Raw genomic sequence first — 13,485 nt, 5'->3', positions numbered from 1 at the left:
GACCGGTGGGCCGGCCTCGGCCCCCGGTCTCAGTCCTCAGCGGCCGTCTTCGCCTCCGCGCGCAGGTCGCGACGGAGTTCCTTGGGCAGCGAGAAGGTGATGGACTCCTCGGCGGACTTGACCGTCTCGACGTCCTCGTAGCCGCGCTGGGCGAGCCAGTCCAGTACGCCGTGGACCAGCACCTCGGGGACGGAGGCGCCGGAGGTGAGGCCTACGGTGCGCACGCCCTCCAGCCAGCTCTCCTCGATCTCCTCGGCGCCGTCGACCAGATGGGCGGCGCCGGCGCCCGCGCCGAGGGCGACCTCGACGAGGCGGACGGAGTTCGAGGAGTTCTTGGAGCCGACGACGATGACGAGGTCGGCCTGGGCGCCCATCTGCTTGACGGCGATCTGGCGGTTCTGGGTGGCGTAGCAGATGTCGTCACTGGGCGGGGAGAGGAGGTTGGGGAAGCGGCCCTTGAGGGCGCCGACCGTCTCCATGGTCTCGTCGACCGACAGGGTGGTCTGGGAGAGCCAGACGACCTTGTCCGGGTCGCGGACCTCGACGTTCTTCACGTCGTCGGGGCCGTCGACCAGGGTGATGTGGTCGGGGGCCTCGCCGCTGGTGCCGATGACCTCTTCGTGGCCCTCGTGGCCGATCAGGAGGATGTCGAAGTCCTCCTTGGCGTACCGGACGGCTTCCTTGTGGACCTTGGTGACCAGCGGGCAGGTCGCGTCGATGGTGGCCAGCTTGCCGCGCTTGGCCTCGTCGTGGACGACCGGGGCGACACCGTGCGCGGAGAAGATGACGATGTTGCCCTCGGGCACCTCCGCCGTCTCGTCGACGAAGATCGCGCCCTTCTTCTCCAGGGTCTTGACCACGTACTTGTTGTGGACGATCTCGTGGCGCACGTAGACGGGCGCGCCGTACTGCTCCAGGGCTTTCTCGACGGCGATCACGGCACGGTCCACGCCCGCGCAATAGCCGCGGGGGGCGGCGAGCAGGACCCGGCGGCGGTCCTCGCCGCGCGAGACGTCTCCGTCCTGGGCGGTGGCGGGCGACGGGCTGGGCGTAGCAGCAGTCATACGATCCATCGTACGGGGCCGACTTCGGGGTACGTGATCTGCCGGGGCGCGATGGAGTGACCGCGGTCGCGGGTGCGCGGAGGGCGGTGCGCCGGGCGCGCCCGCCCGGTCGGCGTGGTGCCCGCCCCGTTCCTGGCGCGTCCATCCCGCCGCTGACGCGGCCTTGCCCGAAGCTGGAGGGCAGCCGACGATCATCGTCGGCCCGTATGTCCCCTGCCGAGGTGTCCGTCATGACCGCACCGTCCGAGCCGAACCCGTCCTCCCCGCCGCCCCCCGGGGCGCCCGGCGCGTCCGCAGCGCCGGACGGCGGCGGGCTGCGGCGCACGCTGTCCTTCCGTGACCTGATCGTCTACGGGCTGCTGTTCATCGCCCCGATGGCGCCGGTCGGCATCTTCGGCACGCTCCAGGCCAAGTCGCACGGGGCGATCACCGTCGTCTACGTGGTGGCGACGGTCGCGATGGCCTTCACGGCCTATTCGTACGCGCAGATGGTGCGGGTCGCCCCGCAGGCCGGCTCGGTGTTCACGTACGCGCGGGTCGGGCTGGGCGAGAGCGCGGGTTTCGTCGCGGGGTGGATGGCGATGCTCGACTACCTGCTGATCCCGGCGGTCGCGTACCTCTTCTCCGGGATCGCCATGCACGCGCTGGTGCCGTCCGTGCACCAGTGGGTCTGGACGGCGCTCGCGGTGGTCGTCACCACGCTCCTGAACCTGTGGGGGGTGCGGGCCGCGGCCGTGGTCGGCTTCGCGGTGCTGGCGATGGAGCTCGTGGTGCTGGCGGTCTTCGTGGTGGCGGCGTTGTGGGTGCTGGCCGCGGACGGGGCGCAGCGGGGCTGGTCGGTGCCGCTGACCGGCGAGGGGGCCTTCTCCCCGAGCGCGGTGCTGGCCGCGGTGTCGGTGGCGGTGCTGTCGTACCTGGGGTTCGATGCGATCGCGTCGTTCGCGGAGGAGACGGCGGGGGGATCGGCGCGGGTGGCGCGGGCCGTGCTGACCTGCCTGGTGGTGGCGGGGGTGCTGTTCGCCGTACAGACGTATCTGGCGGCGCTGCTGGCGCCGATGTCGGCGGCCGAGCTGGCGGCGCAGCCCGCCGGGCAGGGTGACGCCTTCTATACGACGGCGGACGCGGCCGTCGGCGAGTGGCTCCAGAAGCTGGTGGCGGCGAGCAAGGCGATCGGTGCGGCGTTCGCGGCGCTGGCCGGGCAGGCGGCGGCCGGGCGGCTGCTGTTCGCGATGGCGCGGGACCGGCGGCTGCCGGGTGCGATGTCGAAGGTGGACGCGGGCAGCGGGGTGCCGCGGCGGGCGCTGCTGGGCGCCGCGGTGGTGACGCTGGTCGCGGCGGTGTGGGCGGCCCGGCGCGACGACGGCCTGGACCACCTCTCCTCCATCGTGAACGTGGGCGCGCTGACGGCCTTCGGCCTGCTGCACGCGTCGGTGATCGGCTGGTTCTGGGTACGCAAGCGGGCCGCGCGCCCGAATCTCCTGCGGCACGTCCTGGTGCCGGTGCTGGGCCTGGCGGTGGTGGTCGCGGTCGTCGTGGAGGCGTCCGGGACCGCGCAGGTCGTGGGCGCGGTCTGGTTGGTGGTGGGGCTGGTGGTGCTGGCGGTGCAGTACGGGCGGCGGAAGGGCGGGCTGAAGGGCGGGGCGGCGGGTGGCTGACGCGGCGGCGGCCCGTACGGGCGCGGAGCCGCGTACCCCGCCGCTGTCGGTGCCGGGCTATACGCTCAAGGGATGAGTGTGAGGACGTCTGCGGAGGCGCCGATCCCGGTCGGCGAGGTGTCGCGGCTCATCGGGGGGTGGATCGACCGGTTGGGGGCCGTCTGGGTCGAGGGGCAGATCACGCAGCTGTCGCGGCGGCCGGGGGCCGGTGTGGTCTTCCTGACGCTGCGCGACCCCTCGTACGACATCTCGCTGAGCGTCACGTGCTACCGCCAGGTCTTCGACAAGGTCGCGGACGTGATCAGCGAGGGCGCGCGCGTCGTCGTGCACGCCAAGCCCGAGTGGTACGCGCCGCGCGGCCAGCTCTCGCTGCGGGCCGCCGAGATCAAGCCGGTGGGCGTCGGCGAGCTGCTGGCGCGGCTGGAGCAGCTGAAGAAGTCGCTGGCGGCCGAGGGCCTGTTCCGGGCGGAGCGCAAGCGCGGACTGCCGTTCCTGCCGCAGCTGATCGGCCTGGTGTGCGGCCGGGCCAGCGCCGCCGAGCGGGACGTGCTGGAGAACGCCCGGCTGCGCTGGCCCGCCGTCCGCTTCGAGGTGCGCAACGTGCCGGTGCAGGGCGTGCACGCGGTGCCGCAGGTGATCGAGGCGGTCAAGGAGCTGGACGCGCTGCCCGAGGTCGACGTGATCATCGTGGCGCGCGGCGGCGGCAGCGTCGAGGACCTGCTGCCGTTCTCGGACGAGCAGCTGGTACGGGCCGTGGGCGCGGCCCGTACGCCCGTCGTGTCCGCGATCGGGCACGAACCGGACTCGCCGCTGCTGGACCTGGTCGCCGACCTGCGCGCTTCGACGCCGACCGACGCGGCGAAGAAGGTCGTGCCGGACGTGGGCGAGGAGTTCGCGCGCATCCAGCAGCTGCGGGAGCGGGCGCTGCGCGCGGTCGGCGGCTACCTGGACCGCGAGGAGCGCGGCCTGGCCGCGGCGCTGAGCCGGCCCTCGATGGAGCGGCCCCACCGGATGGTCGAGGAGCGCGAGGACCAGGTCACGGCTCTGTTGGAGCGCGGCAGGCGCACGCTGGGGCATCTGCTGGACCGGGCCGACTCCGAGCTGTCGCACACACTGGCGCGAGTGGTCGCCCTCTCCCCCAAGGCCACTTTGGAGCGGGGTTACGCGGTGCTCCAGAAGCCGGACGGGGCGGCCGTGCGCTCCCCCGGCGAGGTCGCGGACGACGACGTGCTGCGGGCCCGGGTCGCCGAGGGTGAGTTCCAGGTCAGGGTGGCCGGCTCACGGCCCGATGTCACAGCCCCGGAATAGGGTGGGAAGCATGGCGAAGGCGAAGACGGACGACACGGTGGCCGACGGCACGACGGCGGACGGCACCGCGGACGCGGCGCAGCCGGACGGGTCCACGCTCGGGTACGAACAGGCCCGGGACGAGCTGATCGAGGTCGTCCGCAGCCTGGAGGCCGGCGGGACCACGCTGGAGGAGTCGCTCGCGCTCTGGGAGCGCGGCGAGGAGCTGGCGAAGGTCTGCCGCCGCTGGCTGGACGGGGCGCGGGCGCGGCTGGACGCGGCGCTGGCGGAGGAGGACGCGGCCGAGTAGCGGCCGCGCGGCCCCGGGCGTCCCCTGGGCACGTCACCCCCTTTGTGAACCGGGTCACATTTCCCCCGTATTAGTTGAAACTTAATCTATCTTGGTTACAGTTGACACCGAACACGGATCAACCACGACCCCCGAGGTGCCCTCATGTCTCTCGCTCTCGACACCGCCGCTCAGGACCTCCTCTTCCGCGAGGCCCAGACCGCCAACTCCTTCACGGACGAGCCGGTGACGGACGAGCAGGTACAGGCCATCTACGACCTGGTGAAGTTCGGCCCCACCGCCTTCAACCAGTCGCCGCTGCGCATCACCATGGTCCGCTCCGAGGACGCCCGCGAGCGCCTGGTGAAGTACGCGATGGGCGCCAACGGCCCGAAGACCCTGAGCGCGCCGCTGACCGTGATCCTCTCCACGGACCTCGACTTCCACGAGAAGCTGCCGACGCTGTTCCCGCACGCCCCCGGCATCAAGGACGCCTACTTCGCCGAGCTGGCCGTCCGCGAGGCCGCCGGCGCCCAGAACGCGACGCTGCAGGCCGGCTACTTCATCGTCGGCGTCCGCGCCGCCGGCCTGGCGGCCGGCCCGATGACCGGCTTCGACTTCGCCGGCATCGACAACGAGTTCTTCGGCGACGGCAAGCAGAAGGCCTTCATGGTCGTCAACATCGGCAAGCCCGGCGCCGACGCCTTCTTCCCGCGCTCGCCGCGGCTCGGCTTCGACGAGGCCGTCACCACCGTCTGAGCCGGCCGGGGCTCCGGGGGCGCCCCTGGTGGACACAGCCCGCGCGACAGCGCACGACGAGGCCGCCGCACCCAGCCCGGGTGCGGCGGCCTCGTCGTATGCCTGCGGAGTCGTACGGACCGGCAGGCGGGTCCGCCGCCAGGCGAAGGCGCCAGACGAAGGCGCCTACCCCTTCTCGGACTCCAGGGACGCGGCCAGCTCCGCGAGGCGCCCGTACGGCGCGGTGCCCGTGAGGACCGTCGTGACGCCCTCCTCCTCGCGCACCAGGGCCCGGTACTTCTCGCCCTTGTAGCGGTCCCACTTCACGCCGCCGACGGCCTGCTTGCCCGCGGCCTTCTCCGCGCCCAGCGTGACGTCCTGGACGAACTTCTTCGCGGGCGCGTCGCTCTGCTCCAGCGCCGCGTACTCCTGCTCCGGATCGAGCATGCCCAGGTGCCAGGCGCCGCCCTTGCCGTCCTTGCTCGCCTTGTACGAGACGGAGGTGGCGCGCCAGCCCTCGGGCAGCCCCTTGGGAGCCGCCACCGGGTACGGCGCCGCGCGCCGCGCGGTCGCGACCTCGACGCGGTAGTCGACCGTCTTGACCGCGTTGACCTCGGCGGTCTTGCTGTCGTTGTGCGGGATGAAGAGATAGATGCCCGCGACGAGGGCGCCGATCACCGCCATCGACAGGACCATGTCCCGAACCGTCTGCTTGCCTCGCATACCTGCCACGCCCTCTATCGTCCCCCATGCCCGGCTCCGCCGGGAGGCACCCCCCGCCCTTCGCGGGGCCGGCCCCGCCGTACGCGGACGCGCCCGGTTCGCGCCTTGACGCCGCTCATGCGTGGGGTCCGCTGCTCATTTTGGCGACGTACCGATAAAGTCATAGCCACCCTCGCCATTCCGGCCGTCGCCGTACAGAAAGGTGCGCTCGATGACCGAGCATCATCTGCCGTCCCAACTCGAGGTCAGCCCCGAGGCTCCCGACCGCAACCTCGCTCTGGAACTCGTCCGGGTCACCGAGGCCGGAGCCATGGCCTCGGGCCGGTGGGTCGGCCGCGGCGACAAGAACGGTGCCGACGGAGCCGCCGTCAAGGCCATGCGCGCCCTGATCCACACCGTCTCCATGAACGGCGTCGTGGTCATCGGGGAGGGCGAGAAGGACAACGCCCCGATGCTCTACAACGGCGAGCGGGTCGGTGACGGCACCGGCGCCGAGTGCGACGTGGCCGTGGACCCGGTCGACGGCACCACCCTGACCGCCAAGGGCATGGCCAACGCCGTCTCCGTGATGGCCGTCGCCGAGCGCGGCTCCATGTTCGACCCGTCCGCGGTCTTCTACATGGACAAGCTGGCCACCGGCCCCGAGGCCGCCGACTTCGTCGACATCACCGCACCCGTCGGCGTCAACATCCGCCGGATCGCCAAGGCCAAGAAGTCCTCCGTCGAGGACGTCACCGTCGTCATCCTGGACCGGCCGCGCCACGACGGCCTGGCCAAGGAGGTCCGGGAGGCCGGGGCGCGGATCAAGTTCATCTCCGACGGCGACGTGGCCGGCGCCATCATGGCGGCCCGCGAGGGCACCGGCGTCGACCTGCTGCTGGGCATCGGCGGTACGCCGGAGGGCATCATCGCCGCGTGCGCCCTCAAGTGCCTGGGCGGCACCCTTCAGGCCAAACTGTGGCCGAAGGACGACGAGGAGCGGCAGCGCGCGATCGACGCCGGGCACGACCTGGACAAGGTGCTCCAGACCGACGACCTGGTCCGCGGCGACAACGTCTTCTTCGTCGCCACCGGCATCACCGACGGCGACCTGCTGCGCGGGGTGCGCTACCGCGCCGAGACCGCGACCACCTCGTCGCTGGTCATGCGCTCCAAGTCCGGCACGATCCGCCGGGTCGACTCCGAGCACCGGCTCTCCAAGCTGCGCGCGTACAGCTCGGTCGACTTCGAGCGCCCCAGCTAGCGCGGGCCGCACGCGCCACCGCCGTACCGGCGTGCGGGCGCACGCACCCGCTCAACGCACGGGCCGGGACTCCGCCGTTCTTCTTCGGCGGGGCCCCGGCCCGTTGTCGTGCCGGACATGCCGGCCTCAACCAGCGGCCTGCATCCGTGCCGAGCGCTGCAGTTCGGTTTCCCTGCGCCGGCGGCGGGCCAGGACGACCCGGCGCTCGGCGGCGGTCAGCCCGCCCCACACTCCGTAGGGCTCCGGCTGCATCAGGGCGTGCTCCCGGCACTCGATCACTACCGGGCAGCGGGCGCAGACCCGCTTGGCGGCCTCCTCCCGCGCCAAGCGTGCGGCGGTCGGCTCCTTGGACGGTGCGAAGAACAGTCCCGCTTCGTCACGGCGGCACACCGCCTCCGCGTGCCAGGGACCGGCCTCTTCGCGAGAGGGAACTCGCTGGGGCGGAACAACTGCGGTGTCCTGCAGAGGCTGATGCGGTAGCAGCACGGTCTACTCCTGACGACGGCTTCGGCGAAAGAGTCACCCTTGCCCGTCTCGCTGCGCACGACTTTTCGCACCCCGCAGCCGTACGAGAGACGATGCACCAGCCCTACCCGCTGTGCGCGGGCTTATGCACACGGTTGCGAACCGTCCCCGAGCAGTGCGTATTCGGGCCCGGGACGGCCGGAACACCGCCGTCCGCGACGCCTCAGTCGCCGTATCCGCCGTGCAGCCGCCCGCGCCGCTCGTCGTGGCGGTGCTCGTGCCACGCGCGCCGGGCCTCGCGCAGGTCGTCGCGCAGGTCGCGCAGCCACTTGCCGCGCTTGGGCTTGGCCTCGACGCTGCCGAGGACCGCGTAGCCGTTGACGATCACGACCGGGGCGTCGGCCTCGACCGAGTCGTTGGTCTCGACCTCGAAGGCGCCGAGCACGCCGGAACCGCTGCTGCGCAGCGTCACGTTCTCCGGCACCCGGATCTCCACGCTGCCGAGGATCGCGGTGACGTTGATGTGGACCTGCTGCTGCTGGAAGATCCCCTCGGTCAGGTCGATCTCCACACTGCCGAAGACCGCGACGGCGTTGATACGGCCGGGTACCCGCCAGCGGCCCTTGCGGGTCGAGGCGCTGAAGATCGCGACCATCGTCTGGTCCGGCGGCGTGCCGCCCGGCTCGGCGTCGTACGCGGCGGGCGCGGGCCGCGGCCGGGGCGTACCGCCCTCCGCCGGCAGATCGCGCACCAGCGGCTCCAGTTCGCCCATCGTCTTCGCGCGGTAGACCAGGTCGATGCGCTCGGAGTGCTCCTCGGCGTCCAGCCGCCCGACCGCCAGCGCCTCGCGCAGGATCTCCGCGATCCGGTCCCGGTCCGCGTCGGAGGCCCTCAGCTCCGCCTCGGCCACGGGCTTGGTCAGATTCACCGGCTGCTGGGCTCGCTTGGCGAGCGACGATTCGTCCACGGGGGCAGCGTACCGAAACGCGATAGATCGCGACTAGGGGACGCGCGGCCCCGGGCCGGCCCTTGGTGAGCCTTACCTCACAGCGGCGACCGGCGGCGGGGGTTCTACGCTGTTCAGGCGCTGCCGCAGATGTCAGCCGAAAGCCACCGCCCAGTGAGGAATAACCCCTGATGCCCCCCGTCTCCCGCCCAGCCCGCCCGGAGTTCGCCTATACCGACCTGCTGCCCGTAGGCGAGGACAACACCCCGTACCGCCTGGTCACTTCCGAGGGCGTGAGCACCTTCGAAGCCGACGGGCGCACGTTCCTCAAGGTCGAGCCGGAGGCGCTGCGCAAGCTGGCCGCCGAGGCGATGCACGACATCTCGCACTACCTGCGCCCGGCCCACCTCGCCCAGCTGCGCCGCATCCTGGAGGACCCCGAGGCGTCCGCCAACGACCGCTTCGTGGCCCTGGACCTCCTGAAGAACGCGAACATCGCGGCGGCCGGCGTGCTGCCGATGTGCCAGGACACCGGCACCGCGATCGTCATGGGCAAGCGCGGCCAGCACGTCCTGACCCAGGGCCGTGACGAGGAGGCCCTCTCCCGCGGCATCTACGACGCGTACACCCAGCTGAACCTGCGGTACTCGCAGATGGCCCCGCTGACCATGTGGGACGAGAAGAACACCGGCTCCAACCTGCCGGCCCAGATCGAGCTGTACGCCACCGACGGGGACGCGTACAAGTTCCTGTTCATGGCCAAGGGCGGCGGCAGCGCCAACAAGTCCTTCCTCTACCAGGAGACGAAGGCCGTCCTCAACGAGGCGAGCATGATGAAGTTCCTGGAGGAGAAGATCCGCTCGCTGGGCACGGCCGCCTGCCCGCCGTACCACCTGGCGATCGTCGTCGGCGGTACCAGCGCCGAGTACGCGATGAAGACCGCGAAGTACGCCTCCGCGCACTACCTGGACGAGCTGCCCGCCGAGGGCTCCCCCACCGGCCACGGCTTCCGGGACAAGGAGCTGGAGGAGAAGGTCTTCGAGCTGACGCAGAAGATCGGCATCGGCGCGCAGTTCGGCGGCAAGTACTTCTGCCACGACGTGCGCGTGGTGCGCCTGCCCCGGCACGGCGCGTCCTGCCCGGTCGCCATCGCCGTCTCCTGCTCCGCCGACCGCCAGGCCGTGGCGAAGATCACCGCCGAGGGCGTCTTCCTGGAGCAGCTGGAGAAGGACCCGGCGCGCTTCCTCCCGGAGACGACCGAGGCGGAGCTGACCGAGGGCGCGGGCCCGGACCTCGACGCCGTACGCGTCGACCTGAACCAGCCGATGGACGACATCCTGGCCGAGCTGACCAAGCACCCGGTCAAGACCCGCCTCTCGCTCACCGGCACGCTGGTCGTCGCCCGCGACATCGCGCACGCGAAGATCAAGGAGCGGCTGGACGCGGGCGAGGGGATGCCGGAGTACCTGAAGAACCACCCGGTCTACTACGCGGGCCCGGCGAAGACCCCCGAGGGCTACGCGTCCGGCTCCTTCGGCCCGACCACGGCCGGCCGGATGGACGCCTACGTCGAGCAGTTCCAGGCGGCGGGCGGCTCGAAGGTCATGCTGGCCAAGGGCAACCGCTCCAAGCAGGTCACCGACGCGTGCGCCGCGCACGGCGGCTTCTACCTCGGCTCCATCGGCGGCCCGGCGGCCCGCCTGGCGCAGGACTGCATCAAGAAGGTCGAGGTCCTCGAATACGAGGAGCTGGGCATGGAGGCGGTCTGGCGCATCGAGGTGGAGGACTTCCCGGCGTTCATCGTCGTCGACGACAAGGGCAACGACTTCTTCCAGGACCCGGCACCGGCTCCCACGTTCACGAGCATTCCGGTACGTACCGCCTGACGGACGAAACGTGTCGGTGCCCGGGAACAGAATGGTGGTTCCCGGGCACTGAGACAGGTATGAGTGACAACGGCCTGAGCGGCGAGAACGGCGAGTACCGGACCGAGCACGACTCGATGGGCGAGGTGCGGGTGCCCGCCCGTGCCAAGTGGCGGGCGCAGACGCAGCGGGCGGTGGAGAACTTCCCCGTCTCCGGGCAGCGGCTGGAGCGGGCGCACATCGAGGCGCTGGCCCGGATCAAGGCCGCGGCGGCCAAGGCCAACGCCGAGCTGGGTGTGCTGGACGAGGACGTCGCGGGGGCGATCCAGGAGGCCGCGGCGGAGGTCGCCGACGGGAAGTGGGACGAGCACTTTCCCGTCGACGTCTTCCAGACCGGGTCCGGTACGTCGTCGAACATGAACACCAACGAGGTCATCGCGACCCTCGCCACCGAGCGGCTGGGCCGCGACGTGCACCCCAACGACCACGTCAACGCCTCCCAGTCGTCCAACGACGTCTTCCCCTCCTCGATCCACATCGCGGCGACCGCGGCCGTCACGCACGACCTGATCCCCGCGCTGGAGCACCTGGCGGGCGCGCTGGAGCGCAAGGAGACGGAGTTCGCCGAAGTGGTGAAGGCGGGGCGGACGCATCTGATGGACGCCACGCCCGTCACCCTCGGCCAGGAGTTCGGCGGCTTCGCGGCGCAGGTCCGCTACGGCGTCGAGCGGCTGCGATCCGCGCTGCCGCGGCTGGCCGAACTGCCACTGGGCGGCACGGCGGTGGGCACCGGCATCAACACCCCGCCCGGCTTCCCCGCCGCGGTGATCGCCGAGGTGGCGCGGACGACGGGACTGCCGCTGACCGAGGCGCGCAACCACTTCGAGGCGCAGGGCGCGCGGGACGCGGTGGTGGAGACCAGCGGCCAGCTGCGGACCATCGGCGTCGGCCTGACGAAGATCGCCAACGATCTGCGGTGGATGTCCTCGGGGCCGCGCACCGGCCTCGCCGAGATCAACCTGCCCGACCTCCAGCCGGGTTCGTCCATCATGCCGGGCAAGGTCAACCCGGTGATCCCGGAGGCGGTGCTGATGGTGGCCGCGCAGGTCACCGGCAACGACGCGACGGTGGCCGCGGCCGGCGCGGCCGGCAACTTCGAGCTGAACGTGATGCTGCCGGTCATCGCGAAGAACGTGCTGGAGTCGGTACGGCTGCTGGCCAACGTCACGCGGCTGCTGGCGGACCGTACGGTCGACGGGATCACCGCGAACGCCGAACGGGCCCGGGAGTACGCGGAGTCGTCCCCGTCCGTGGTCACCCCGCTCAACAAGTACATCGGGTACGAGGAGGCCGCGAAGGTCGCCAAGAAGTCGCTCGCGGAGCGGAAGACGATCCGCGAGGTGGTCGTCGAGTCCGGGTACGTCGAGAAGGGCCTGCTGACCGAGGGGCAGTTGGACGAGGCGCTGGACGTGCTGCGCATGACACATCCGTAACGGACCGTGCGGCATACGTCACGGCACGGACATCGGCGCCCCTCTAAGATCTGCGCATGACAGCGGACATGGTGGAGACGAGGAAGGGCGCCGCCGGGGCGAAGGGCACGCGAAGCGCCGCGGACGGACCGGTGCGCTGGGCGCCCGGTGACCAGATCCTGTGGCGCTACCGCGACAACGCCGGCGACGGCATCCACATCTGCCGTCCGATGACCGTCGTACAGGACACCGACGAGCTGCTCGCGGTGTGGATGGCCCCCGGCACGACCTGCGTCAAGCCGGTGCTGGCCGACGGGACGCCCGTCCACCGCGAGCCGCTCGCCACCCGCTACACCAAGCCGCGGCGCACCGCCCGCGACCAGTGGTTCGGCAGCGGGGTGCTGAAGCTGGCCAGGCCCGGCGACCCCTGGTCGGTGTGGCTGTTCTGGGAGCGCGGCTGGCACTTCAAGAACTGGTACGTGAACTTGGAGGAGCCCCGTCACCGTTGGGCGGGCGGCATCGACTCCCAGGACCACTTCCTGGACATCTGCGTGTACCCGGACCGGCATTGGGAGTGGCGCGACGAGGACGAGTTCGCGCAGGCGCAGCGCGACGGGCTGATGCCGCCCGCGCTGGCCGCCGACGTACGGGCCGCGGGCCGCGCGGCGGTCGCGCACATCGGGGCGTGGGGGGAGCCGTTCGCCTCCGGGTGGGAGAACTGGCGGCCGGACCCGGCGTGGGAGGTGCCGGGGCTGCCGGAGGACTGGGACCGGGCGGTCACCGGCCGCTGAGCCGGCGTACGGGGGGCGCGGGCCGGTGGCCCCGGTCTCCGCCCCGGCGCGCCGACCAGCAGGTGAGGGCGCGGTACGGCGTGCGAGTGAGCCCCCTTGATGCGCCCCTGGGGATCAACCGTAGGATCGTCCTCCACAAGACTGCACAGGCGTAACTCAAGACTGCACGGAACTGCACGGACGTGGCTCCCGATCCGGAGCACGGAACTTGACCGCGGTCGCAGGAGAGGCGAGGTCGTGAGCGCTGAAGGCTACGACGGATACGAGGGCCTGAACCGGTTAGTCCTGGACCGGGCGGGTCAGGCGGAGGCGTTCGACGCGATCGGCGACCGGTACGACGAGGTCTTCCCGCACAAGGAGGGCCAGCTCGCCGCCGGCGCCTGGCTCGCCGCCGGGCTGCCGCCCGGCTCCCGGGTGCTGGACGCCGGCTGCGGTACGGGCGTGCCGACGGCCCGTCAGCTGGCGGAAGCGGGCCACAAGGTCGTCGGGGTCGACCTCTCCCCCACGATGGTCGGGCTGGCCCGGGAGAACGTGCCGAAGGGCGAGTTCCACCGGCTCGACGTCGCGGCGCTCGGGGACGGCCGACTCGGCGGTCCCGCCTCCTTCGACGGGGCCGTCGCCTTCTTCTCGCTGCTCATGCTGCCCCGCGGGGAGATCCCGTACGCGCTGCGATCGCTGCACACCCTGCTGCGGCCCGGCGGGCTGCTGGCGCTGTCCATGGTCGAGGCCGATCTGGACGACTGCGCGATTCCGTTCCTGGGTGACACGATCCGGGTATCGGGTTACCTGCGGGACGACTTGCGCCAGGTCGTGCACGACGCGGGCTTCGAAGTCACCGGGGAGGACTCGTATGCGTATGCCCCGGCCAGTACGGACCTACCACCCGAGATCCAGCTCTTCCTGCACCTGCGACGCGCTTGAGACGCGGCGCGCCACGCGCGCAGCCC

General features: G+C 71.6%; 13 protein-coding genes. 9 read left to right on the top strand and 4 right to left on the bottom strand.

Annotated elements, in window-relative coordinates; genetic code table 11:
* Positions 1-29 precede the first annotated feature (29 nt).
* Positions 30-1,073, bottom strand: a complete 1,044-nt coding sequence (locus ACH4K4_RS11905) for a 4-hydroxy-3-methylbut-2-enyl diphosphate reductase (RefSeq protein WP_398166688.1) — start codon at positions 1,071-1,073, stop codon at positions 30-32.
* Between the two features lie 221 nt (positions 1,074-1,294).
* On the opposite strand from ACH4K4_RS11905, the gene ACH4K4_RS11900 reads away from it, so the two are divergent.
* From ACH4K4_RS11900 to ACH4K4_RS11885, 4 genes are all read left to right on the top strand, one after another.
* A complete protein-coding gene (locus ACH4K4_RS11900; RefSeq protein WP_398166686.1) occupies positions 1,295-2,719 on the top strand; it encodes an APC family permease in 1,425 nt (474 codons plus the stop codon).
* Positions 2,720-2,791: 72 nt separating this feature from the next.
* Positions 2,792-4,027, top strand: a complete 1,236-nt coding sequence (xseA, locus tag ACH4K4_RS11895) for an exodeoxyribonuclease VII large subunit (RefSeq protein WP_398166685.1) — start codon at positions 2,792-2,794, stop codon at positions 4,025-4,027.
* A 10-nt stretch (positions 4,028-4,037) separates the two neighbouring features.
* Entirely contained in the window at positions 4,038-4,316 is a 279-nt protein-coding gene (locus ACH4K4_RS11890; RefSeq protein WP_398166683.1) for an exodeoxyribonuclease VII small subunit, read from the top strand.
* A gap of 144 nt (positions 4,317-4,460) precedes the next feature.
* Positions 4,461-5,054 carry a malonic semialdehyde reductase gene (locus ACH4K4_RS11885; protein WP_398166682.1) on the top strand — a complete coding sequence of 198 codons (594 nt, stop codon included), beginning with the start codon at positions 4,461-4,463 and terminating at the stop codon, positions 5,052-5,054.
* Positions 5,055-5,219: 165 nt separating this feature from the next.
* Here ACH4K4_RS11885 and ACH4K4_RS11880 read toward each other — a convergent pair whose 3' ends face one another.
* On the bottom strand, positions 5,220-5,756 hold the full coding sequence (locus ACH4K4_RS11880; protein ID WP_398167177.1) for a DUF4245 domain-containing protein: 537 nt from the start codon (positions 5,754-5,756) through the stop codon (positions 5,220-5,222).
* Positions 5,757-5,967: 211 nt separating this feature from the next.
* Here ACH4K4_RS11880 and glpX point away from each other — a divergent pair, with 211 nt between their 5' ends.
* Positions 5,968-6,999 carry a class II fructose-bisphosphatase gene (glpX, locus tag ACH4K4_RS11875; RefSeq protein ID WP_398166681.1) on the top strand — a complete coding sequence of 344 codons (1,032 nt, stop codon included), beginning with the start codon at positions 5,968-5,970 and terminating at the stop codon, positions 6,997-6,999.
* A 126-nt stretch (positions 7,000-7,125) separates the two neighbouring features.
* Here glpX and ACH4K4_RS11870 read toward each other — a convergent pair whose 3' ends face one another.
* Both ACH4K4_RS11870 and ACH4K4_RS11865 read right to left on the bottom strand, forming a co-directional pair.
* Complete coding sequence (locus ACH4K4_RS11870; RefSeq protein ID WP_398166679.1) at positions 7,126-7,485, bottom strand: WhiB family transcriptional regulator; 360 nt, start codon at positions 7,483-7,485, stop codon at positions 7,126-7,128.
* Between the two features lie 202 nt (positions 7,486-7,687).
* Positions 7,688-8,431, bottom strand: coding sequence for a DUF1707 domain-containing protein (locus ACH4K4_RS11865; protein WP_398166677.1), 744 nt, complete (start codon positions 8,429-8,431; stop codon positions 7,688-7,690).
* 170 nt (positions 8,432-8,601) lie between these two features.
* Here ACH4K4_RS11865 and ACH4K4_RS11860 point away from each other — a divergent pair, with 170 nt between their 5' ends.
* From ACH4K4_RS11860 to ACH4K4_RS11845, 4 genes are all read left to right on the top strand, one after another.
* Positions 8,602-10,296 (top strand): fumarate hydratase, encoded by a 1,695-nt coding sequence (locus ACH4K4_RS11860; RefSeq protein ID WP_398166676.1) that lies wholly within the window; start codon positions 8,602-8,604, stop codon positions 10,294-10,296.
* A gap of 59 nt (positions 10,297-10,355) precedes the next feature.
* Positions 10,356-11,768, top strand: a complete 1,413-nt coding sequence (locus ACH4K4_RS11855; protein WP_398166674.1) for a class II fumarate hydratase — start codon at positions 10,356-10,358, stop codon at positions 11,766-11,768.
* 56 nt (positions 11,769-11,824) lie between these two features.
* Positions 11,825-12,538, top strand: coding sequence for a DUF402 domain-containing protein (locus tag ACH4K4_RS11850; protein WP_398166672.1), 714 nt, complete (start codon positions 11,825-11,827; stop codon positions 12,536-12,538).
* 237 nt (positions 12,539-12,775) lie between these two features.
* Positions 12,776-13,459, top strand: a complete 684-nt coding sequence (locus ACH4K4_RS11845) for a class I SAM-dependent DNA methyltransferase (protein ID WP_398166671.1) — start codon at positions 12,776-12,778, stop codon at positions 13,457-13,459.
* The last annotated feature ends 26 nt before the right edge of the window (positions 13,460-13,485 follow it).

This window comes from Streptomyces sp. NPDC017529 (assembly GCF_044329785.1).
Classification (GTDB): Bacteria; Actinomycetota; Actinomycetes; order Streptomycetales; family Streptomycetaceae; genus Streptomyces.
This window is presented reverse-complemented; position numbering and strand designations above follow the sequence as displayed.